The sequence below is a fragment of the Spirosoma flavus genome (assembly GCF_054778555.1).
The window spans coordinates 42709-66041 of sequence record NZ_BAAGZL010000005.1; the positions used below are offsets into that span (position 1 = coordinate 42709).

Annotated in this window: 18 protein-coding genes; 10 read left to right on the plus strand and 8 right to left on the minus strand. The window is 47.5% G+C overall.

What is annotated here, in order from left to right:
* Positions 1 to 164 precede the first annotated feature (164 nt).
* The 4 genes from ACYVF1_RS23925 to ACYVF1_RS23940 all read left to right on the plus strand — a co-directional run bounded on the left by ACYVF1_RS23925 (position 165) and on the right by ACYVF1_RS23940 (position 4811).
* Entirely contained in the window at positions 165 to 1688 is a 1524-nt protein-coding gene (locus tag ACYVF1_RS23925; protein WP_461083654.1) for a T9SS type B sorting domain-containing protein, read from the plus strand.
* Positions 1689 to 1795: 107 nt separating this feature from the next.
* Positions 1796 to 3217 (plus strand): vanadium-dependent haloperoxidase, encoded by a 1422-nt coding sequence (locus tag ACYVF1_RS23930; protein ID WP_461083656.1) that lies wholly within the window; start codon positions 1796 to 1798, stop codon positions 3215 to 3217.
* Between the two features lie 204 nt (positions 3218 to 3421).
* Positions 3422 to 3910, plus strand: coding sequence for a 5-(carboxyamino)imidazole ribonucleotide mutase (gene purE / locus ACYVF1_RS23935; protein ID WP_461083658.1), 489 nt, complete (start codon positions 3422 to 3424; stop codon positions 3908 to 3910).
* 67 nt (positions 3911 to 3977) lie between these two features.
* Positions 3978 to 4811, plus strand: coding sequence for a LysM peptidoglycan-binding domain-containing protein (locus tag ACYVF1_RS23940; protein WP_461083660.1), 834 nt, complete (start codon positions 3978 to 3980; stop codon positions 4809 to 4811).
* A gap of 135 nt (positions 4812 to 4946) precedes the next feature.
* On the opposite strand, the gene ACYVF1_RS23945 is transcribed toward ACYVF1_RS23940, so the two are convergent.
* Both ACYVF1_RS23945 and ACYVF1_RS23950 read right to left on the minus strand, forming a co-directional pair.
* Positions 4947 to 6305: an NAD-dependent succinate-semialdehyde dehydrogenase gene (locus ACYVF1_RS23945; RefSeq protein WP_461083662.1), complete on the minus strand. Its 1359-nt coding sequence runs from the start codon at positions 6303 to 6305 to the stop codon at positions 4947 to 4949.
* An 85-nt stretch (positions 6306 to 6390) separates the two neighbouring features.
* Positions 6391 to 6870, minus strand: a complete 480-nt coding sequence (locus ACYVF1_RS23950) for a MarR family winged helix-turn-helix transcriptional regulator (RefSeq protein ID WP_461083664.1) — start codon at positions 6868 to 6870, stop codon at positions 6391 to 6393.
* Positions 6871 to 7047: 177 nt separating this feature from the next.
* On the opposite strand from ACYVF1_RS23950, the gene ACYVF1_RS23955 reads away from it, so the two are divergent.
* The 5 genes from ACYVF1_RS23955 (at position 7048) to ACYVF1_RS23975 (ending at position 13939) form a co-directional block, all read left to right on the plus strand.
* Positions 7048 to 8160 (plus strand): HlyD family secretion protein, encoded by a 1113-nt coding sequence (locus tag ACYVF1_RS23955; protein WP_461083666.1) that lies wholly within the window; start codon positions 7048 to 7050, stop codon positions 8158 to 8160.
* A gap of 121 nt (positions 8161 to 8281) precedes the next feature.
* Complete coding sequence (locus ACYVF1_RS23960) at positions 8282 to 9862, plus strand: DHA2 family efflux MFS transporter permease subunit (protein WP_461083668.1); 1581 nt, start codon at positions 8282 to 8284, stop codon at positions 9860 to 9862.
* Positions 9863 to 9937: 75 nt separating this feature from the next.
* Entirely contained in the window at positions 9938 to 11284 is a 1347-nt protein-coding gene (locus tag ACYVF1_RS23965) for a TolC family protein (protein WP_461083670.1), read from the plus strand.
* Between the two features lie 97 nt (positions 11285 to 11381).
* Entirely contained in the window at positions 11382 to 11612 is a 231-nt protein-coding gene (locus ACYVF1_RS23970) for an acyl carrier protein (protein ID WP_461083672.1), read from the plus strand.
* Positions 11613 to 11971: 359 nt separating this feature from the next.
* On the plus strand, positions 11972 to 13939 hold the full coding sequence (locus ACYVF1_RS23975; protein WP_461083674.1) for a CotH kinase family protein: 1968 nt from the start codon (positions 11972 to 11974) through the stop codon (positions 13937 to 13939).
* A 10-nt stretch (positions 13940 to 13949) separates the two neighbouring features.
* Here ACYVF1_RS23975 and ACYVF1_RS23980 read toward each other — a convergent pair whose 3' ends face one another.
* The 4 genes from ACYVF1_RS23980 to ACYVF1_RS23995 form a co-directional block, all read right to left on the minus strand.
* A complete protein-coding gene (locus tag ACYVF1_RS23980) occupies positions 13950 to 14345 on the minus strand; it encodes a hypothetical protein (protein ID WP_461083676.1) in 396 nt (131 codons plus the stop codon).
* Positions 14346 to 14408: 63 nt separating this feature from the next.
* Positions 14409 to 15119: a 2-phosphosulfolactate phosphatase gene (locus ACYVF1_RS23985; protein WP_461083678.1), complete on the minus strand. Its 711-nt coding sequence runs from the start codon at positions 15117 to 15119 to the stop codon at positions 14409 to 14411.
* A gap of 84 nt (positions 15120 to 15203) precedes the next feature.
* Positions 15204 to 16295, minus strand: a complete 1092-nt coding sequence (gcvT, locus tag ACYVF1_RS23990) for a glycine cleavage system aminomethyltransferase GcvT (protein ID WP_461083680.1) — start codon at positions 16293 to 16295, stop codon at positions 15204 to 15206.
* Positions 16296 to 16366: 71 nt separating this feature from the next.
* The gene (locus tag ACYVF1_RS23995; protein ID WP_461083682.1) at positions 16367 to 17818 is read right to left on the minus strand and encodes a TonB family protein; all 1452 of its coding nucleotides are present in this window, start codon (positions 17816 to 17818) and stop codon (positions 16367 to 16369) included.
* Positions 17819 to 18074: 256 nt separating this feature from the next.
* Here ACYVF1_RS23995 and ACYVF1_RS24000 point away from each other — a divergent pair, with 256 nt between their 5' ends.
* On the plus strand, positions 18075 to 19697 hold the full coding sequence (locus ACYVF1_RS24000; protein ID WP_461083684.1) for an NADP-dependent glyceraldehyde-3-phosphate dehydrogenase: 1623 nt from the start codon (positions 18075 to 18077) through the stop codon (positions 19695 to 19697).
* A 60-nt stretch (positions 19698 to 19757) separates the two neighbouring features.
* Here ACYVF1_RS24000 and ACYVF1_RS24005 read toward each other — a convergent pair whose 3' ends face one another.
* Together ACYVF1_RS24005 and ACYVF1_RS24010 are read right to left on the minus strand one after the other, a co-directional pair.
* On the minus strand, positions 19758 to 21014 hold the full coding sequence (locus tag ACYVF1_RS24005; RefSeq protein WP_461083686.1) for an alkaline phosphatase family protein: 1257 nt from the start codon (positions 21012 to 21014) through the stop codon (positions 19758 to 19760).
* Positions 21015 to 21161: 147 nt separating this feature from the next.
* A complete protein-coding gene (locus ACYVF1_RS24010) occupies positions 21162 to 23288 on the minus strand; it encodes an outer membrane protein assembly factor BamB family protein (RefSeq protein WP_461083688.1) in 2127 nt (708 codons plus the stop codon).
* Positions 23289 to 23333 lie beyond the last annotated feature (45 nt).

Below are 23333 nucleotides of genomic sequence, written 5' to 3' on the forward strand. Positions count from 1 at the left end.
GTTCTGGTGGATTGGCAATTAGACAAATGTAGCCAGTTTACAGACTGCTTATCGCAGTATTTTCGTTAACTTCCTTGCTAAAAGCAAGTTTCGTAGTGGTATTGTCAAACTTTTTAAGCCAATTTTGATAGTTAATCACTTTTTCCGAAGCAGTACTCCAGTCTATGCAAAGAAGATTTACCTGGCTGTTTATTACGTTTGTCACCCTGTTGTACGGAACCGTATGGAGTCAGAATCTTGTGCCCAACAGCAGCTTCGAGACGTATCGGACCTGCCCACGTCTGGACAATCTTCTTGAAGAAGCGACGCCCTGGTACAATCCCAATCGGGCAACTCCTGATTTTTACCATGAATGTTTTCAGACGGGTCAGATGATTCTGCCCCCACACTCGGGGTCGGGCTTGGCTCGGTTATTCTTTGATCGGGGATGGGGTGAGTATCTGGGTGTTCGGCTGTTGAAGCCGTTGGAAGCCGGTAAGTGCTACTACGTGGAGATGTATATAGCTACCAATACACCAAATAAATACCTGACCGAAACGATCGGTCTTCATCTGTCGACTCAACCCTTAACGAACAGGTCTTCTACGGAGATGTTTACGGTAAGGCCACAGATTCTCGATCATCTCGCGAGTATTCCTTCGCTGAAGTGGGAGCGTGTTTCGGGCGTGGTTGAGGCTAGTGGCAATGAGCAGTACCTGACTATTGGTAGTTTTCTCAAGACCCCTCCTCAGCTGGACTTTTACTACGTGTTCATTGACGACGTAACAGTGGTACCCATCATGCTTGATCTTGGTAAAGACACGACGCTTTGCGGTCGCCGAGCAACGTTGCCATTGAATGCCACTACACCCGGCGCCACCGATTACCTCTGGAACGATGGAAGTACAAACCCCACTCTGCGCGTGACCAAGGCAGGAACGTATTCGGTGAAGGTGACAACACCCTGTAAAATCCTTATTGACACGATACGTATCAAGTACGCACTTGATTTCGATCTGGGAGCCGATACGACGCTCTGCGATGGACAAACCATTACGTTGGCAGTTCCTCCCGAGCCGGATTTAACGTATCGGTGGCAGGATGGAAGTTTGCAAAACCGATTTACGGTCAGGCGGGAGGGCCAATATAGCGTTCAGGTTCGTCAACCCAATTGTGTGGCTGCCGATACCATACAGGTTCGGTTTATTGCTCCTCCAGCGTTAGAGTTAGGACCCGATCAGGCGCTTTGTGGTGCACAGACCTTTACCATCAGGCCAACGATTTCCGAAGGGAAATTTATCTGGCAGGATCAATTCGCCGAAACGGAACGTAGTGTATCCAGTTCTGGCGTATTTCGGGCCAGCGTACGTAATGATTGTGCTACCGTAACCGACTCAGTCATAATCTCATACGGTGCCTGTGACTGTGTCTTGTACGCGCCATCGAGTTTCTCCCCAAATGGCGATGGCCAAAACGATGTTTTTCTAACCTACGCCTGTGGCGATATTACCATAACTTCACTAACTATTTTCAATCGCTGGGGTGAAGCCATTTTTCAGACGACTTCAGCACCCTTTCAGTGGGATGGAACGTATCATGGGGAGGCCTGTTCCTCAGAAGTGTACGCCTGGAGTATCCACTATCTGTTGAAACAAGGGAAACAGATTGTGCCCAGGCAGGATCAGGGACAACTGCTGTTATTGCGGTAGCGATCCGTCAACTTTTAAGCTCCATTAACGACATATCTGTTGCCTGCTAAGTTACTGGCAAACTTTTTGTGGTACGACAAAGAATTGTCAGAATTCCTGTAACGGATATGAAGCTTGTTGTTTTCATTGGTATAACTGGTATTAGCCTGAGCCAGTCTCTGGTTATTCAGGGGCAGCAAACAAAACCGAGTGGTAAAGAAAATACAGTGGCGATAGCCTGGGCTGATATGACGGTTCAGGTCATGAATAAGGCCAAAAAAAATACGCCTACGTATGGCTCACGGGCTATCGGCTATATTGGCCTGACCATGTACGAAACCGTAGTTTATTCTTCATCCAACCATCGTTCTGTAGCCCTAAGGTTATCACCTGGGCTTACATTACCTAAGCCAAAAGACAGAAAATCAATCTGTTGGGAGCTGGCTTTGAACGCCGGACAAGCTTATATGCTTAATGCGCTCTATGGCTATACTGGTAGAACAAAGGCTATTGACTCGCTGAAACAGTTTATTCATGACCGATACGCGACTGGTCTTAAGCCCGAAAACGTAGAGCGTTCCGAAAAATACGGGGAAGCCGTGGCCGCTGCAATTTACGAGTGGTCGAAAAGCGACGGAGGGCATGAGGGATACAAGAATAATTTTCCATCTGAATACAAACGACCCAAAGGGGAGGGGTATTGGATTCCTCCGTATCATGGACAGTCGTCGAGTAAGCTTCCGCTGCATCCAAACTGGGGCCAGAATCGAACCTTTGCTGCTCAAAATGGTCAGCTTCCCCTGCCCAAGCCGTTTCCTTATTCGAAAGACACGGCCAGCCTGTACTACAAGCATCACAAAGAAGTATTTGAACGAAAAAAATCGCTTACCGATGCCGAACGGACCACTGTAATGTGGTGGAGCGACGACCCTTCGGAAACCTGCGCTCCTCCCGGCCATTCCTATAATCTGGCAACGATTACCATACGTAGCAGTCAGGCCGATTTGGTGAAAGCCGCCGAAACCTATGCACGGGTGGGGATGGCCGTAGCCGATGCATTTGTAAACTGCTGGAAAGCTAAGTTTGCCTTCAACGTAGCCCGCCCCACTACGTTTATTCGGGCCGCAGTTGACCCACAAACCCAATGGAATCCTTGGGAGCCATTTTTTCTTGAACCGCCTTTTCCCTCGTTTTATTCGGGGCACGCGGTTCAGTCGGCGGCTGCGGCTACCGTTTTGACCGATTTATATGGCGATAATTTTGCCTTTGTTGACGATACGCATACAAAGCGTCCGATGTTAGCCTATCAGGTACAGAACAAGTTACCAGAAGGAGCCCCTACGTCGGAAAACTATACGCAGTACGCAGTGACCTACACAAATCATACACTGGTGTATAAGCCTCGTCACTATCGCTCATTTTGGGAAGCGGCAAAGGAATGCGCTGAGTCGCGATTAATGGGTGGTATTCACACCCGTCAGGATAATGAAGTAGGCCTATCCGAAGGCACTAAAATTGGCACCAATATCAATTCATTACGTTGGCACTAGATAGCGAAATGGAGAAATGGGATATGACAATCAACGTAGTAATTCGTTCGTAAATCGTATTTTCTCTAGAAAAAGGACGGAGTATGATCAAATTACGGGCCAAAAAATTGAGCTAACGGTCAAATGCACAAAATTTAATGGTAAGCATGAGTGAATGTGCGTTAATCTCCGTTATTTCGCAGATAGTCAAGTTAATTCATTTGAATGGTAGGTATTATTATGGGTAGCCTTTCGGACCGAAAGGTGATGCAGGAGGCTGCTGATGTGTTAACAATGTTGGGTGTGGAATGGGAGATGGATATTGTTTCGGCGCACCGCACTCCCGAAAAAATGGTCGATTACGCTAAAACTGCCCGTAACCGGGGTTTACGGGTGATTATTGCCGGCGCTGGTGGCGCTGCTCATCTGCCGGGTATGGTTGCCTCGCTAACGACACTTCCAGTTATTGGTGTTCCGGTGAAATCCAGCAACTCAATTGATGGTTGGGATTCGGTGCTGTCGATTCTCCAGATGCCTGCCGGTGTGCCAGTTGCCACGATGGCGCTCGATGGAGCACGTAACGCTGGTATCCTGGCCGCCCAGATTGTAGGAACCTTCGACGAAGCCGTTGCCAGCCGACTCGATCAGTTTAAAGAAGAACTTAAAGAAAAAGTGGCCGATATGAGCCGCCAACTTACGGATAATGGACAATAATTACGGTATGTACTACGTCATTACCATTATTCGCCCCACTCGCTACGCCTTATTTTTTTACTAACCCATGGAAGAAGAAACTCGCACTGCCAATCCGCGTTACCAGGGTAACTCCAGCCTGCCCGCCATTACGCTGACCGTACTAGTGGGTATGATTGCTGCTTTACTTTATATTGGGTACGACTACCTGAAAGACGACACAAACGGGTCGGATGAGTTGACGAACGTAGCACTTGATACGTTGTCGCAGCAGCCGCTAGCGCAAAATGACCCGCAGGAGTTGATGGCTCCTGAAGAGGCCGATACGTCCTCGCAACCCGCGCCGGTCGATTTATCGCAGGCGGTCCCACCGGCCGATGCCGAAGAAGCGAATGTAAAAGCCGAGGATGTAGCTACCGACAACCGCGAAACAACCGGTGGCAAGCCGTCTCCCGACGAAAAAACCGAAACAACTCCCAAAGAAGGGAAGCCTAAAGAGGAAAAACCGGCTGAAAAACCGAAAGTCGAAAAACCCGTCGAGAAGCCCGTTGAAAAACCAGTTGAAAAAGTGAAGCCAGAGCCCGTTGTCGAAAAAGTAGCCGTTAAATCAGGCGGCACGACCAGTACATATACGGTGGGCGCAGGCGAAACATTTTATGGCGTAGCAAATCGCTATAATATGAAAATCAGTACGTTAAAGGAGCTAAATCCGGGCGTATCGGAAACGGATGTGAAAGCGGGCGTTACTAAATTAAACGTAAAGGTAATGGCTGTTCACACCGTAGGGCCGGGTGATGTGCTGCGAGTGATTGCAGAAAAATACGGCGTTAGCAAAGAAGCCATCATGCGCGCCAACAAACGCACGAAAGATATCGCCACAAGAGGGGAGAGGCTTGTTATCCCTTTTCCTGATAAACAATAGGCTCAGGAGGCTGATGTAGTAAAAGCATTTTGTCATATCTAGAAACGAAGCATCTTGAGGTGTCCAAGCGGATTGATAAAGATGTTTTGCTTCTTGGTATAACAAAATGCTTACTAGAAAAAGTAAGTCAGTTTCCTAGCCATTTTCTACCCAAATAGTTTTTACGTTTACGAACTCTTTAATACCTGCTTCTGAGAGTTCACGCCCGAAACCGGAAGTTTTGATGCCGCCGAAGGGCACACGAGCATCCGAACGCATCAGCCCATTCACGAAAACCGACCCGGCCTGAACCTGCCGGGCTAGCCGATCCGCCTTCTCTAAATCCTGCGTCCAGAGTGCTGAGCCGAGACCAAAATCAGATGCATTAGCCAATCGTATAGCATCAGATTCATTTTTTGCTTCGATCAAAGCACCCAGCGGACCAAACGTTTCTTCATCGAACGCAGGCATACCGGGTTTTACGTGATCCAGCAACAACGGTGGTACGTTGCAACCCGACCGCTTGCCGCTGATGAGCAATTTAGCTCCTTTATCTACCGATTGCTGGCATTGCCGCTCTATATCATCAGCCAGATTTAGTCGCGCCATTGGCCCCATCGTTGTGGCATCGTTCATTGGGTCACCCTGTTGGATTAGATTAATGTGGTGCACAACCCGTTCCGTGAATGCTCGCTTTACCGATTTTTCGACAATAAAACGTTTGGCTGCAATGCAGCTCTGACCAGCATTCTGCATCCGGGATTTTACGGCAATTTCGGCGGCTTTATCCAGATCAGCGTCAGCCAGAACTACCAGCGCATCAGAACCTCCCAATTCCAATACAGATTTTTTTATCTGACTGCCCGCAATACTGGCAACTGAAGCGCCGGCCCGTTCGCTGCCGGTTAACGTAACGGCCTTCACTCGTTTATCTTTCAATATGCCCTCAATTGCTCCTGAGTCAACCATCAATGTCTGGAATACACCATCTGGCAGCCCACAATTCCGAAAAATTTCTTCAAGGGCAACAGCGCAACCAAATACGTTCGAAGCGTGCTTGAGCAAACCAACGTTACCGGCAATCAACCCTGGAATGGCAAAGCGCATAACCTGCCAGAATGGGAAATTCCAGGGCATAATGGCCAGTACAGCGCCAAGTGGCTGATACGTAACGAAACTGTTTTTTGCAGACGTATTGATACGTTGGTCGGCTAAAAAGGCTTCGGCATGGTCGGCATAAAAGTTACACGTATCAGCACACTTTTCAACTTCGGCGATCGCTTCTTTTAACGTTTTGCCCATTTCGGCGGTCATCAGTTCGCCGAAACGTTGTTTGTTTGCCTTCAGATAATCGCCAACCTTACGCAAGTACTTAATACGTTCTGAAATAGACAAAGCCGACCAATCGGCAAAAGCCTGGTCGGCTTGTTTCAATTTCCGTTCGATAGCTGCCTGACTATCGGCGCGATACGTTTTAATACGTTTCTGCGTATACGGATTTATGGACGAAAACATAGTTGAATACAGTTTACGAACGATGGTTCACGAGGGCTCAATTTGGGTCGGTAGCCTGTCGTAATTGTAAACTGCAATTCTTAAATCACTGTTCTCCGGATTCTAACTTAGTAACAAGTTCGGCCATTGTATTGATGACCTGCTCCATACGTTCGTGCCCAATAATGGCGTCAAATTTTTCGCGGGCATCGTTCATGCAGTTTTCCATGGCTATAAATAATTCTTTCCCACGCTCGTTCAGAAAAATGATGCTGGAACGGGAATCGGCCGGATTTTTCTGCGTATAGATGTACCCTTCAGCTTCCAGCAGGCCCACGATCTTGCTCATCATCTGCTTAGTAACGCAGGCACGTTTGGCTAATTCATTATTCGTAATGCCGTTTTCCTCGATGTTCGATAGGAACATTAAGTAACTCATTTTGAAGTCTGTAAAACCAAGCGCGTGCAGACGAGGCTCTATATAACCACTCGTAAACCGCTTGAGCCGCCAGAATAATCGCCCTACCGAACGCTCTCGAAGGAGCCGAAATTGGGCAAAATCAAAGGTTTTTTTGTCTGTTTCCACGAATATTCAATCAAAATAAGGGACCTCGAAACAATATCAACGAAAAGATTGTACAAATATAGTCAACCTACTTGACTTTATAGTCAACCTAGTTTACTTTTGCATCACTAGTCAAACAAGTTGACTATATAATAGGTTCTGTACCGCACAGACGGTACAGATAAAACGTCAGAACACATGGCAACCTTGACACAAGAAATGGCAACCACAGAAGAGAAAAGTAGTATTCGCACTTATCTACCCCGAATTATTATTGGATTAGTTTTACTGATTGGTGGGTATTTTGGCTATCAGGCCTATCAGCACGGCAAACATTATGAGTCAACCGATAACGCTCAAATTGAAGGTAACTCCGCGCCCGTGCTGGCTCGCGTTGCTGGATACGTAACGGCGGTAAACGTAGACGATTACGCGAACGTAAAAAAAGGCCAATCGCTCATAACGATTGATCCTCAGGAATATGACGTAGCACTGGCGCAGGCCGAAGCCGATTATCAGCAGTCGCTGGCCGACCTTCAGAATGCCCGCGCCGATTTGCAAACCGCACAGGCCAACGCCCGTAACGTAGCACAGAACTCCCGTGTGGCTCAGTCGAATGCGCAAGTACAAGCTGCCCGACGTGATAAATCGCGGCAGGATTTACAGCGCGACCAGAATTTGTACAAAGAACAGTCGCTGACGAAGAAGCAACTGGAAGATTCGCAGAACAACGTGGAGGTGCAGGAGCGTCAGTACAATGCGAACGTAGAGCAGATTAACCTGGCCAAAACGTCGCAGGGCGTAGCGCAGGCTGGCATTGCCAAAGCTGAAGCTAATATTCAGAAAATTCAGGCTGCCCTGAAACTGAAACAGGCGGCTATCGACAACGCGAAATTGAAAGTTGGTTACGCACATATTGCCGCACCGATTGCCGGTAAAATTGGGCGTAAGAACGTAGTGCCCGGTCAGTATGTGCAACCCGGTCAGAATCTGTTCACCATCGTAGCCGACTCTACGTTCTGGATTGTCGCAAACTTCAAAGAAACACAACTGGAAAAAATGCAGGTTGGTCAGGAAGTCGACGTTAAGCTCGATGCGTACCCAGACCTGAACATTAAAGGCCGTGTCTCCTCGCTCTCAGAAGCCACTGGTGCTCGTTTTGCCCTGCTTCCTGCCGATAACGCGTCGGGTAACTTCGTGAAAATCACCCAGCGCGTCCCCGTTCGTATCGAAATTCTCAATCCGGAAAAATACAAAAGTCAGCTACGTGCCGGTCTGAGTGTAGAAGCTGAAGTACGGGTGGTCAACTAGTAGTTATAAAGTTGTAGGGTTGTAAAGTTATAAAATGGTCCGCCGTTGCGGTTGGCTGCCGCGCTCAAGAACTTTATAACCATACAACTCTATAACTCTACAACCTTACAACTCCTTAAAAATGTCACAACAAAGTGGATTTGGCCGTTGGATTGTGGTAATTACCGCTGTCTCGGCCGCCATCATGGAACTGATTGATACGTCCATTGTGAATGTCGGACTGAATGACATTGCCGGCAATCTGGGCGCAACAATCGAGGACGTATCGTGGGTAGTGACGTCATATGCCATCGCCAACGTCATTGTAATTCCGATGACGAGCTTTTTACAGCGGTATTTCGGACGTAAAAACTACTACATCGCATCAATTATTTTATTTACGCTAGCCTCTTACGGTTGCGGATTTGCCTCGGATTTATGGACACTCGTTTTCTTCCGATTCCTGCAAGGCGTTGGGGGAGGAGCTTTACTATCGACCTCACAAGGCTTGATGTATGACGCGTTTCCGCCCTCGCAACGGGCCGTTGCATCAGCTCTGTTTGGGATGGGGATCGTTCTTGGACCAACCCTTGGCCCGACGTTAGGTGGTTACATTATCGACAATTACCACTGGAGCTGGATGTTCTACATCAACGTTCCGATTGGTATCATCGCTGTACTCCTGAGTTTGACCTACATCGAAAAGAAACCCGATGAATACAACATTAACCGTAGGGCTATTCAGATAGACCAGATTGGTATTCTCTTGCTTGCCCTTGGGATTGGCGCGTTGCAATACGTACTCGAGCGGGGTGAAGCCGATGACTGGTTCGACGATAGTGCAATACGTTGGCTTACAGGAATGGCCATATTCGCGATTCCGGCATTCATCTGGTGGGAGTTACGTGGGACCAATGAACCCGTAGTTGATTTGCGGGTGATGAAAAATCGGAACCTGTTTATCGGATCAATTCTAGTGGTTGTGGTAGGTTATGGCCTATTTACGTCTGTGTTGTTATACCCCTTATTTGCGCAACGTATCGTCGGTCTGACGGCCACACAAACGGGTCGGCTTTTGATTCCGGGTGGTTTAGTTACGTTGCCAATGTTTGCCATTACTGGCCGTATGCTGGCCAAGGGAGTGTCGCCGAGGCTCATTGCCGGCGGGGGATACGTAGCATTTGCTACGTTCTGTTTCCTGATGTCGACGTTGAATATGAATGCGTCGACCGGCGATTTCATCACCCCGCTCATTATCCGGGGAATTGGTCTGGCGCTGCTCAACGTACCACTAATCAACCAATCAGTTTCTACGCTCGAACCGCGTCAGTTACCCACTGGAATAGCCATCGTAAATATGATGCGGCAGATTGGAGGTGCTTTCGGGGTAGCCATCACGAACACCTACGTAACGCAACGTACCGCCGTGCATCGTGGCGATCTGGTAACAAATCTGCAACCGGGTGAAATGCTAACTATGGAGCGCCTGAATGCCATGACACAAGCGCTGGCCGCCAAAGGCGTCAACGCAATTGATGCTGTGTCAGGCGCTTATAAAAACCTCGACCTGATTATTTCGCGGCAGGCGCTAATGATATCGTATCTCGATACGTTCCGGCTGGCGGGGTTATTTTTCGTGGTATCGTTCCCGCTCTTGTTTTTACTGAAAAGCAAAAAAATGGATGCAGCCGCTGCCAAAGCAGTCGCCGATTCCGCTCACTAACATAGTATTTGTCTGTTCCTGTTTCCGACGGGATTATCGTTCTGATCGGAAACAGGGATTTGGAACACTAAAAAAATGAAGAATTTCCTTCTTATCCTTCTGTTCTGGCTGTCGGTTGGCATTGTGCAGGCTCAGTCGCAGTCACAAACTGTTCAACTTCCCGACGATTTGCGGGCACTGCTTCAGCAGGCTAATACGAATTACCCTGTTCTAAAACAGCAGCAGGAACAAATTCGGGCTGGCGAGCTACGTACTGATATTGCTCGTTCGGCCATGAAACCGAACGTAACGGGTAATGCCTCATATCAGTACCTGACGCCGGTCGCCCAAGCTACTTTACCGGTCGATGGGGTTAACCGAACCATTCAATTTCAGCCCAATCACAATGTGAATGCTAATATAGGAGTTGGGCAAACGATTTATGACTGGGGCCGCACGCACGCGGCTGTTCAGCAGGCAGCCGATAACGTACAGGTGCTACGTCGGAACCTGGAAATTTCGCAGCAAAATCTGGCGTATCAGGTAGCGGCCGCTTACTATGGCGTTGGTTTTCTGCAACGTAGCTTGTCCGTACAGGATTCGGTGATTCGCACGGCGGGGGCCAATGTGCAACTGTTAGCCACGCGTCTGCAAAACGGCGACGCCCTGCAATATGACGTACTGACGCAGCAGGTGCGGGTAAAAACGGCCCAGAACCGGAAAATTGAGATACAAAATCAACTGGATCGGCAACTGGCTTTGTTGACGTACCTGACCGGAAACCCTAACCCCGATGTTTCCAGAGCTGCCAATCAATTTAATCTGGAAACGGCTGGCAACAACGTAACAACGCAACCCTTTGTGCTGGCTAATGATGCGCAAACGGCATTGGCCGCAAACAAAGATGTTCAACTGGCGCAGGACCGGGTTCGGCAAGCCGAAACGGATATTCTGGTGAATAATCTGGCGGGTCGGCCAAATCTGAGTTTTTCGGGATCGGCGGGGTATCGGAATGGCTATCTGCCCGAAATCAACACACCTAAATTCAACATTGCGGCAGGGGTGTCTCTGGCCGTGCCGATTTATTCGGGGAAACGGTATCAGTTGCAGAATCAGGCTGCCCAGTTGAATTTAAACGCTAGCCGGTATGCGGTCGAAAATGCGAATGCACAGGTTCGGCAGAGCATTGCTCAACTGAACGCCGACATACGTAGCAACCTGACCCGACTCGCGAATCTAGAAACGCAAGTGCTGCAATCGAAAAAAGCACTGGAGATTGCCAACGCTCGACTACGTAACGGGGTCATTACCAACGTAGAACTGCAAAGCGCAGAAACCGGCGTAGAAGAAGCGGAATTAGGACGACTGAATTTTCAATATCAATTGCTGCTGAATCAATTAGAGTTAAAGCGATTGTTGGGCGATACGTTGGTCGGACAATAAAAAGTTGTTAAAAAATAGCCAACGTATATACTAAAGTGACCACAAAACCAATTGTATAAGCGTATAGTAGGTTGAAACTAAACGGAAACAGCACGGTATGAAAGAGCAAGTAATTGAGATTCTGAAACAATTTGGTGTAGCCGAGTCGGCGATTACAGACCAGACCCATTTTTCCCGCGACCTGGGTTTAGACAGCCTGGATAGTGTTGATCTAATTATGCAACTGGAGCAGGCGTTCGGCATCCGCATTCCCGATGAAGATTACTCGAAGTTAACCACCATGAAGGGCGTGTTAACGTATCTGGAAGCCGAACAGGCCATTGTCTGAGTTAACTCATTTTTGCAGTCATATCCTTTTAATAATCAAAAAACGTGGAGGGAAAGCTAACCTAGCTTTCCCTCCACGTTTTTTATGGTATCTGCCATTCGCTGACTGATTGGCTTTACACCTCATCACCAGATCAGGCACCAATGAAGGTTGTTGGTTGAGCTAGTCTGTCTTAAAAAGACCTTAATAGAGCAACGGTTCATTACGTTCAGGAGTAATGACTTTATCAGCCCATTTTGGCTATTCATGTAGATGATAAACGATTGACCAGCAAGTGTTGCCGGCTTCAGAATGCTTTGTCTCTATATATTCATATAGCTGATTTTTGGCCTGAACCAACCATTCAAGCCTCAATTAAGATGAAGATTTTCTTCGCCCTATCAAATCCAAAAAGGGCATTAACCATCGCTTTTTTACTGATATCATTTATCTCCCAAGCGCAGTTAGTTTTTGAAACAGGGCAGTATCAGGTCGATAAAAATCTTCAGTTAATCATCTGTAATAGAGTTCCCGGCAAGACGGATGTAGAAATCAATACCGTTACGTTCGACAAACTTTATACCTTTTCCACGCCTGCAAATAACATTCAAATTGGTCAGCCTTACGAAGTGGCCTCAGATGGTGTTGTTTACAGATTATATTTTACTCAGGTACCAATTGCTTCAATTCAGGTATCAACAACGATTCAGGACAATTATCAGAGTGCTACCCTGACCGTAGCGGATACGATTGGCGACGTTGTGCATTCTCCGATGGGTATCCGGTTGCGAGGTGCCACATCCAGAACATTTCCTAAGAAATCCTACCATATTCAGCTCTGGGTAGATGCTACGGGTGCTGCCACGCAAGATAGATCGCTACTCGGCCTGCGTGAAGATCAGACCTGGTTATTGCTGGCGATGTATAATGAGAAACTACGCCTGAATAATAAACTATCACATGAATTATGGCTGAAATTTCATAAACTATACTACGCTGATTTAGAGCCTGATGCGCACTCAACCATTCGGACAAAATACGTCGAGGTATTTATCAACGGAGATTACCAGGGTATCTATTTGTTAGCTGAAGACACGGATCGAAAACAGTTTAAGCTAAAAAAACAAACTTCCTCCGAAGTAGGAGGGGAGCTTTATAAAAGCGAAGAATTGACTCCAGAAACCGTTTTTACGAGTGTATCTGAGCTGCCGACGACGTCAACCAACGTTTGGCAAGGATGGGAACTGGATTATCCCGATGCCACAAATTGGGCAAATCTTCATCAGTTCATAAATTTTGTGGCTAACCAATCCGATAGTTTATTCAAACAGCAAATCGCTACGCAAATCAGGGAAGATAATCTGGCCGATTATTTTATATTCCTGAATCTGATTCGGGCGACAGATAATTTTGGAAAAAATATTTTTCTGGCGCGCTATAATCAGGGGCAGCCCTACTTTATTGCTCCCTGGGACCTGGATGGAACCTGGGGCTATCTCTGGGAGGGCAGTAACACCGGCAGTGTAAACGATATTCTATCCAATAATCTTTTCAATCGATTATTGACAGTAAGTCCCGATTTTAGAATACGGTTGGCCACCCGCTGGTTTTCAGCACGAGCCACTATTTTATCGTTCGATAGTTTATCGAATTCTATAAATGGCTACTACAATTTTCTAAGTAAAAATGGACTTTATGAACGGGAGAATTTGAAATGGTCGGGTCCGTTGCTTTCCTACAGCAGCGATGAACTTAATTACATGCAGAATTGGCTTCAGGACCGATTAAATTACCTGGATACGTATTTTAAAAATCTGGTTCAGGATCAGCCCATAATTTATCAATTTGCGGCTCAGGCTGCTGAGCAGAAAGCTGTATTAAACTGGAGTGCGAATTGCCTGGCTATTAACACGTTTGATGTAGAAAGGAGTAGTGATCAACTAAACTGGGGCTCGATCAATGGATATTCGCTTTTGTCTGACGAATCTCATCCCTGTGCGTATAGCTATACCGACGAAAATCCGGGTTCGGGAATAGTCTACTACCGACTAAAAATCGTTGATCTGAAAAACAACGTTTCCTACAGTACGATACAAAAGCTAGATTTTAGCCCAGCCGAAATCCCGGTGCGCGTGTACCCAAATCCGGTATCAACTACATTACAGGTACAGGGAAATGTGCAACAAGTAGATGTCTACTCGACAAACGGTCTTTTTCTGTATAGCTCAGATTTATCATCACCAAGTGTAGTTCAGGTAAATCAATTACCATCCGGTATGTATCTGGTAAGAGTTACGCAAAAAAGCGGACTGATAAGTACACATAAAGTTCTCGTCAGCCGAGACTAGGAAACTAAACTTACTTATTGAGTCGGGGCAGATTGTACGCTTCGGGACCTTTGCCCGAAGCGACGCTTGCTGTTAGAATAAACTCTCGTTCCGACTTCTCGGTAAAGACCGCAAGGCTAGTATGGCTTGACTGAGCTACAAAATAATATTGCTTACCCGGCTCAAAATGAAGAAAATACGGTTTATCGTTTACGACAAAACCTAAACTGTCTCCCTGAAATTGGATAATTGCCCACATGCGCGATCTGATACGTAGCGGATTGGCTTCATTAAGCGTTGTTTTGATTTCGATAGGTATCGCAGTCAGGCCATTAAAAATATGAATTCTGGTAGGAGGGAGTGATTGTGCGTTAGCAGACAAACTCAGCCAACACGTAATAGCTAAACCTCCGAATAGTTTTTTCATAGCGTTAATATTTGTATAAATGAATATACAAAAATCAACATCGTTTCCAGGATTATTTTCCTATTAAACTTCCATGCTCACCAGTGCATTGCCACGTAACACTGGCACTACGTCGTAGAGATCATGTTGGAGGCAGTACGTAATATCTTTCTGAATGCCTAACCGCTGAAGTCGCCGAATGTGCGATGCATTAGCCATAAATCCCACCAGATTGTCTTTGCCCTGTGCGTACATTCGCCACGCCATGATGGCACTGTCCTCAGCCATTGCGTAACTGTCTTTCAGACGGTCGACCAGCGCACCGGCAAAGAGTGTATCTTCCAGATTAACACGGCCTTTCCAGCCAGCGCAAAGCACCATTACATCGTAGCCTTCGGTTTTCAGATACCGAACAATAGCGTCCAGATTTAGAAATGACCCGACGAGCACTTTCACCGCCGAACGGGAACGAGTTATAGCTAAGGTACCGTTGGTAGTTGTCATCGCTATATTGGCTCCGCGAATGCGTTCGTCCATATACGTAAAGGGCGAGTTATCGAGTTCGAAGCCTTCTACCTTGCGGGCGTTACGTTCGGCAGCGGCCAGATAGCCACGTTCCTGTAATTGCTGGCATTCTTCAACCGTCGCGACGGGAATAATACTGTTAACTCCATAAGCAAAAGCCGTTACCATACACGACGTTGCACGAAACACATCGGCAACGACGACAATTGTATTTTCAACAGTGTGGAGATGAAGTAAATCAGGAGTTAAGCAAACGTCAATTTGTTTCATATTGTCTGAACCAATTTCTGAACCAGGATTTTAACAGGATTGAAAAGATTTTCAATCCTGTTAAAATCCTGGTTCAGAAATTGGTTATTTTTTAACGAATGGTAATTTAACGACCTGCGCTTTCAACAGCCGATCGCGTACTTTAACGAAGATTTCTGTGCCGGGTTTGCTGAAAGCCGTTTGAACGTATCCCAGACCGACCCCTTTGCCTAATGTGGGCGATTGTGTTCCCGACGTTACTTCGCCGATTAGGGTTCCATCGGCGTTAGTTAGTTCGTAATGGCCGCGCGGAACACCCCGGTCAATCATCTCAAAACCAACTACTTTGCGTGGAACGCCCTGTTCTTTTTGGGCTTTTAATACGTCGGCGTCAATGAAGTCGTGGGTGAATTTTGTCACCCATCCTAGTCCCGCTTCAATAGGAGAGGTTTCGTCGGTGATGTCGTTTCCGTACAGATTAAAGCCCATTTCGAGACGTAACGTATCACGGGCGCCCAGGCCAATCGGTTTGATACCATACGGTTCGCCCGCTTTCATAATCGCGTTCCAGACGGTCTCTGCCTGATGGTTCGATACGTATATTTCAAAGCCGCCAGCACCCGTATAGCCAGTTGCCGAAATGATTACGTTGGCGCAACCAGCAAAATCAGTTTTTTCGAACGTATAATAACCCATCGAATCCAGATCGGCGTTGGTGAGCGATTGTAGAGCTTTAGCCGCTAACGGGCCCTGTACCGCAAACAGACACGTACCGTCGGAGATGTTAGTCATCGTTACGTCATAATCGGATGCATACTGACTGATCCAGTTCCAGTCTTTTTCGATGTTCGACGCGTTGACTACGAGCATATATTCGATGTCGCTGATGCGGTAAATGACCAGATCGTCCACAATACCACCGCGACCGTTGGGTAGGTAGCTGTATTGCACTTTGCCATCGAACAAAACGCTGGCATCGTTGGCCGATACGCGCTGAATCAGTCCCAATGCGCCTTCGCCTTTGAGAATAAATTCGCCCATGTGCGATACGTCGAAAATGCCGACTGCATTACGGACGGTGTTATGTTCGTCGAGATCGGAAGTGTAACGAACGGGCATTTCGAAGCCCGCGAACGGCACAATTTTCGCGCCTAACTGCTGATGAATGTGATGGAGAGGAACCTGCTTTAGCGACATGAACGCGGAAGTTAGGCGGCAAAGTTACAAACAGATGCCTAGCTTCCAATCCGTCTTACTTTTGAAACGCTTTAGTTGATGTTGAAGTTAATCGGCAGATTGAACTTCGCCCGGACGGCTTTTCCGCGCTGAAATCCAGGTTTCCATCTGCCGTTCATTTCCTGAACGACACGTAACGCTTCTTGATCGACATCAGGCCGGACGCCTTTCAGGACTTCGTAATTACATAACGTACCATCCGCGCAGACAATAAAACTAACGAATACCCTGCCCTGAACCCCAGCTCTTTGTGCATCAGGCGGGTACTTGAGGTTGGTGGCAAGAAATCGACCCAGCTCATTCATTCCACCCTGAAATTCAGGCGCTTGTTCCAGTTGGGTATAACGCAACGTATCGCCCTGATTCGATTTTGACTTACCATTCTGAAAAGCTCCCTTGTCATACGTCTCCTCGTAAAAAAAAGACCCATCTGCATAGTAGCCTTTCCAGATTCCTTGTTTAACTCCGGCTGCGTAGGAGCCCTTTTCTACAAAGATTGTGTACTTCGTTGTGTCAATATTAGAAACTACCTGCTCCTGCAACGTAACATTTCCATTACCATCTATAACCGTTTGCTGGCCTGTGCTGTCCCAGATGGCAACAATCTGTTCGAGTGTGCCATTGGCAAATGACTTGGGTTTAGTAAGCGTTTTTATCCGTGCGATCTGACCATTGGAATACCATTTTAGGGAATTTACTTTTTCGCCGGTATCCACCTCTTTTTCGAAAATCAGGCTGTTGGGATGATACGTTATATCGGTATTAGTAGGTCTGCCTTCATCGTAATAGGTTTGTCTGATGCGTCTCCCTGCATCATCCAGAACAAAAACATCGCCCTGCCACTGCTTTTTGCGGTTTTGATTCCCCACCATCTGACAGGATTTACAGGAAGGACTGGAATATTTTTCAGAAGTGAAGGTTAATCGGTAATACTCCTTCCATTTTTTATTTTTAGCTTCATAAACAACTACGTCCCCATTGGGAAGTCCGGTTGTATCGACCCGTGAAACTTGCTTAAACTGCGCCAACGTAGTGTCTTGGTTGGCCACTTTCCCATCTTTGGTAAAATAATCGAAACGGGTACCGTTAACGTACTGGAATGGGACATTTGGCTTAAACACAATCGGCATGGTTATCTGCTGACGTACCGCTTTGCCCGCTTTCTGAGCTGGTTTCCAGGCGTTAAAGAGACTGAAGACACGTAACGCTTCCCGATCACAATCTGGCCGGAGACTTCGACTGACAGCTACGTTTGACACCCGCCCATCTGGTTCTACGACACCATTGACAATTACCGTTCCACCGCTTCCTTTTGCTTCCAGTGATAAAGGTTTTCGCAGGTTAGTCTGAATAAATGTATTAAAAAAAGCGGGACCGCATTTTGGCTCGGCGACACTATCTACTTCAAATTGTTGAAAAGCAGGTGTTTGAGCAAGCGCAGACAAGCTGAAAAGAAGTAGAAACGAGACTAATCGCGATCTCATTGATGAAATGTGTTTGTATTGTCTAATAAAGTATATAAATGGCCTAATTTACTGGTTTCAGTTACGTAGAAAAGAAATTCGGTCGCTAATAAACACTTTGTTGGCTAGTCATGAGAGTACAGGAAGCAACGGTGTAAATGCCGTTGTAGACTTGCAGACTGGCGGTCAAAATCGGAAAATCATTTCTCCTCGGTTGGATTTTGCCTAATGAATCCCGACGTTTGCCGCCGTTTCGTCTATTACTTGCTTGATTACCATGAACAAACCACAGCTAGCCAATCTTTTTCCGGTTGATGACAGTAAAATACCTGAAGCGTATCGTATTGAACCGCTCCACCAGCGCGAGTATCTGATTAATGGTGAGTTGCGTACCTGGGATGGCCCAACAGTTGATGTTTTATCGCCAGTTTGTTTTCAGACGGAAACGGGTCTGGAACGTAACATAGTGGGCAGTTATCCGGTCACGACCGAAAAGGAGGCTCAGGAAGCACTAGAAGCTGCCGTGCAGGCATACGATAATGGACGCGGTGAATGGCCAACGATGTCGATTGCCGACCGTATTACGTGCATGCAGCATTTCGTCGGAAAAATGCTGGAGCGCAAAGCGCAGATTGTCAACCTTCTCATGTGGGAAATCGGCAAAACGCTGGGCGACTCTACTAAAGAATTCGACCGGACCGTTGAATACATTTACGATACCATCGACGCGCTGAAAGACATTGACCGGGTTGGGTCACGGTTCAAAGTTGAACAGGGAATTATTGGGCAGATTCGTCGTTCGCCACTGGGCGTCGTGCTGTGTATGGGCCCATTTAACTACCCCCTGAATGAAACCTATACGACGCTCATTCCGGCTATTTTGATGGGCAACACGATTCTGTTCAAAACTCCGAAACATGGTACGTTACTGCACTACCCCATGCTCGACGCTTTCCGTGAGTGTTTTCCGAAAGGTGTTGTGAATACCATTTATGGCCGGGGAGCTAATGTAGTACCGGCCCTCATGCAGTCGGGTAAGATTAACGTATTGACGTTGATCGGGTCGAGCCGGGTGGCCGATAGCCTCAAAAAAATGCACCCTAAAAGTAACCGACTTCGGGCCGTTCTTGGGCTCGACGCCAAAAATGCGGGCATTATTCTCGAAAACGCCGATATCGATTTGGCCGTTAAGGAGTGTCTGCTGGGGTCGATGTCGTTCAACGGACAGCGGTGTACGGCTATCAAGATTATCTGGGTTCACCGCTCCGTCGCCGATTCGTTTCTGGCTAAGTTCAGTGAAGAACTGAACAAACTAAAACCCGGTATGCCCTGGGAAAGTGGTACGCAGGTAACGCCCCTGCCCGAGCAGCAGAAACCGGCCTATCTTACCGAATGCGTCAACGATGCGGTAGGGCAAGGAGCGGCTGTTCTAAACGAAGGTGGCGGTACGGTTGTGGGCTCGTATTTCTCGCCCGCATTAGTGTATCCGGTTGCGGAAGGCATGAAATTATACCGAGAGGAGCAGTTTGGGCCGGTTGTTCCGGTGGTACCTTTCGATTCCATCGAAGAGCCGATTGACTACATTATTACGTCCGATCATGGTCAGCAGGTAAGTATTTTCGGAACTGATACCAACCAGATTGCTGAATTAATCGACCCGTTGGTGAATCAGGTTAGCCGGGTGAATATCAATGCCCAATGCCAGCGCGGACCCGATACGTTCCCGTTCACGGGGCGGAAAGATTCGGCAGAAGGTACGCTGTCGGTAGAGGACGCGTTACGTGCTTTTTCGATACGTACCGTTGTTGCCACCAAAGATACCGATACCAACAAGGCAATTCTTAATGACATCGTGGGCGAACACAAGTCGGAGTTTCTGAGCACAAACTTTATTTTTTAACGTAGTAACTACCATTTTGTACTGGCGGAGCTGTTCAGTTTCGTCAGTACAAAATGGTTTCTATTCTACAATCCAGCGGTTTACCGTATTATACCGGCCTTCCAGTACAATCTTGTAAAAACCTTTGGGCAGTTTTGCTACGTCGATAACGGTTTTGCCCGCTTTGACAGGTACTTCGCCCATCTGCTGATACGTATCGTTTTTGCCATCTTCGAACGTATTGGTCGTTGATAACCACACTTTTATCGTCCCATCTGTGTCAACCGGCGTCCAACTTAATGTAATGCGGTTGCCTTCTTTCCGGGCTACGGGATGTGTGAGCGATAGCTTACCCGTCAGCGGAATTCCATCTATTTCGAACGCCTGATTTCTGGGAACCTTTACTTGCAGATGTTGCACCATTGTAGGCATGATGTCGACAATGGCGGGCGTCGATTTTTGGAAGTACGTATTGAGTCCTTTGGCGTTGGTGACGATCCAGGTGCTACGTTCCCGGTCCGATTGGCCGCCGTGATCTTTACCCGTATTCGCCGTCCGTCCGTGATCGGTGGTGATGAATAGTTGCCAGTCTTCGCCGAACGTTTTCTGCCGATGCTGTACCGCTTTCCAAAGCCGCCCCATCTGATTATCCATGATTTTAACGGCGTCGTAGAGCCGGTCGCTATCACCGTAGCGGTGTCCCATATCGTCGGTATATTCCAGGTAAACCCAAGTCAGATCGGGACCTTGTTCGGTCAGGTACGTAGCGGCTGCGTCGGTTACCTTTTCGTCGATTTTATGAATGTATTGTGAATCGTTATCGTGCGGAAACTGCACGGTATCTTTTTCCAGCCCATCGAACGAGTGATCGATACGTAGCGGCTGAGTTTCGTGAAGCCCCTCGCCAATTAGCTTCGTGCGGTTATCCAGCCAGGTCGAAAAAACCGCCGATTTTTTCTGGGGAAATTGATCTTCCAGAAAACGAAAGATGGTCCAGTAATGATAATTCGGGGCTTTGATACTGTTGTCCCAGACGTTGTGTTTATTAACCCACGTACCAGTTAACAAACTGTTGTAGCCAACGGCTGAGATGGTTGGGGTTTGTGAATACGTCCCTTTCTGGCCACCTACGTAGGCACGCGCATAACCTCCTTCTTTGGCGATAGCATCCAGATTGGGCGTTTCTACTTTTTCAATAACATCGGCTGGAATGCCATCGACAATGACAAATAAGACCTTATTCTTGCTGACCTGCGCCCAGGTTGACGTGCTGAACAAGGCTACAAACCAAATGACATGAATGAAATACGTAACAGATTTTGGAGAACGACTAACCATTAGCACGCAAATGAAACAAGAAGCGAAAAATGACTGACATGTAAACACCGTTCGTAACCGAATTTGTTAGTATGCTACGTTAAATTAACGTGAATTCGATCTTAGGTTGGCGATGTCAGTATGACAGCAAAACAGATTTGGTAGCCGTTAAGGCAAAGCAAACGCTACGTACTGATTTCCCCGTTTTGCTCCCAACTTCGCTCCGCCACAGGCAATTACTACGTATTGTTTACCACCAATCTGATACGTTGATGGCGTTGCGAATCCAGCGGCTGGTAGATTGGCTTCCCAGAGCAGTTTACCCGTTTTTTTATCGAAGGCCCGGAATTTTTCGTCTTTGGTAGCGGCAATGAACAGGACGCCACTGGCCGTAACAACCGGCCCGCCGTAGTTTTCGGTACCTGTATTGTCGATGCCTTTCGCTTTTAATTCAGATTCTTCGCCGAGCGGAATTTTCCACTTGTACTCCCCTGTATTCAAATCGATGGCGCTGAGCGTTCCCCAAGGGGGCTTGATGGCCGGATAGCCTTTACTGTCCTGAAACTTAATGTAACCCTTTACTTTATACGGCAAATATGCTTCCTTGGCTTTCGATGGGTAAGGCGAACTACTGGCGACTTCCTGCTTTTCATCATTAAATAGAAACGAGATCAGCGACTGTTTGTCTTCGGCCGACAACGCTGTAAAACCGGGCATCATGCCTTTGCCGTTGCTGATAATCTGCGATACGTAGGTGCGTTCACGTCGCTGACCAATATCAACCAATGATGGGTAGCCGCTACGTGCGTTTCCTTTACGTTCGGGGCCGTGGCAGGAAAGGCAGTTTTGCGTGTAAATACGCTGACCGGGGCTCAGATGGGCTAAGGCGTCGGCTTTGGGGGCGTCGATCATGGTAAACAGCCACGGAATATCGTTGGCATTGACGTATAAAATGCCCTCTGGATCGGCTGCTGCACCACCCCACTCGGCACCACCATCGCAGCCCGGAAACAAAATTGACCCCCGTTTGCTGATCGGTTCGTACGAACGTTTACCTACTTTCTGGAAGAGCGCCAACAATGAGTCTTTATCGGTTGAGTATGGATTAATATCAGCGTCGGTCATGACCTGACGGGCAAACGGAGCAGGCTTCTGAGGAATGGGCTGCGTAGGCCAGCTGACCTCACCAGGAATGTCGGATTTTGGTACGGGCACTTCTTTTATTGGAAAAAGCGGTTTCCCCGTCACACGGTCAAATACAAACACCAGACCCATTTTAGAAACCTGCGCAACAGCGTCGATTTTTTTGCCGTTTTGGGTTACTGTTACTAGGTTGGGAGGTGCCGGAAAATCGCGGTCCCATATATCGTGGTGAACCGCCTGGAAGTGCCAAAGTCGTTTACCGGTTCGGGCGTCGAGGGCCAGCAGACAGTTTGCAAACAGGTTTTGGCCGGTGCGGTTCCCACCGTAAAAATCGTACGATGCTGAGCCTGTAGGAACGTATAAAATGCCCCGTTTCCGGTCGACAGCCATGCCTGCCCAGTTGTTAGCTGCCCCGATATCAGGGTTTTTGTAGGCATTTTTCGGCCACGTATCATAACCAGCTTCGCCGGGATAGGGGATAGTTCTGAAGACCCACGCCAACTTTCCTGTCCTGACGTTGAACGCACGGATATAACCGGGTGCCCCGCCTACATCTTCGGATACCCGCGATGGCATAATGATCAAATCCTCGAATAGCGCACCGGGCGTATTGGAAATAACAAATTTGTCTTTTGCTGACTCGCCAAGACCCTGATGTAAGTCCGTATGTCCATTCTCACCGAAACTTGGAATTGACTTACCGGTTTTTGCATCAAGGGCATATAACATAGACCCAACGGTATATAGGATGCGTTTATCATCGCCAGATTCCCAATATGTTACGCCCCGGCATGTACTGTACCAGGCTTTTAGTGGATCACCCGCGCGCCAGATTTCCTTACCAGTAGCAGCATCGAGTGCAAATATTTTAACGGTCGGGGTAACGCCATACAGTACGCCGTCTACAATGATTGGATTCGTTTGAATCTGACCACTATCGGGTGTTGAGTACGTCCAGGCTACCTGTAACTGACTAACATTTTGAGGGGTAATCTGGGTTAGGGCGGAGTAATGATTCCGGTCGGGGCCGCCCAGATATTCGCTCCAGTTGGTGCCGTCGTTTGGACTGGTATCGGACGAGTTCTGACGATACTGAGACCAGCCAAAGGCCAGCAGAGCAAAAAATGGCACAAGTAGGCGTATGCGTTTCATGCAGGAAAAGGTAAGCAGTTGCTATTAATAAAAGGATAAACGAAG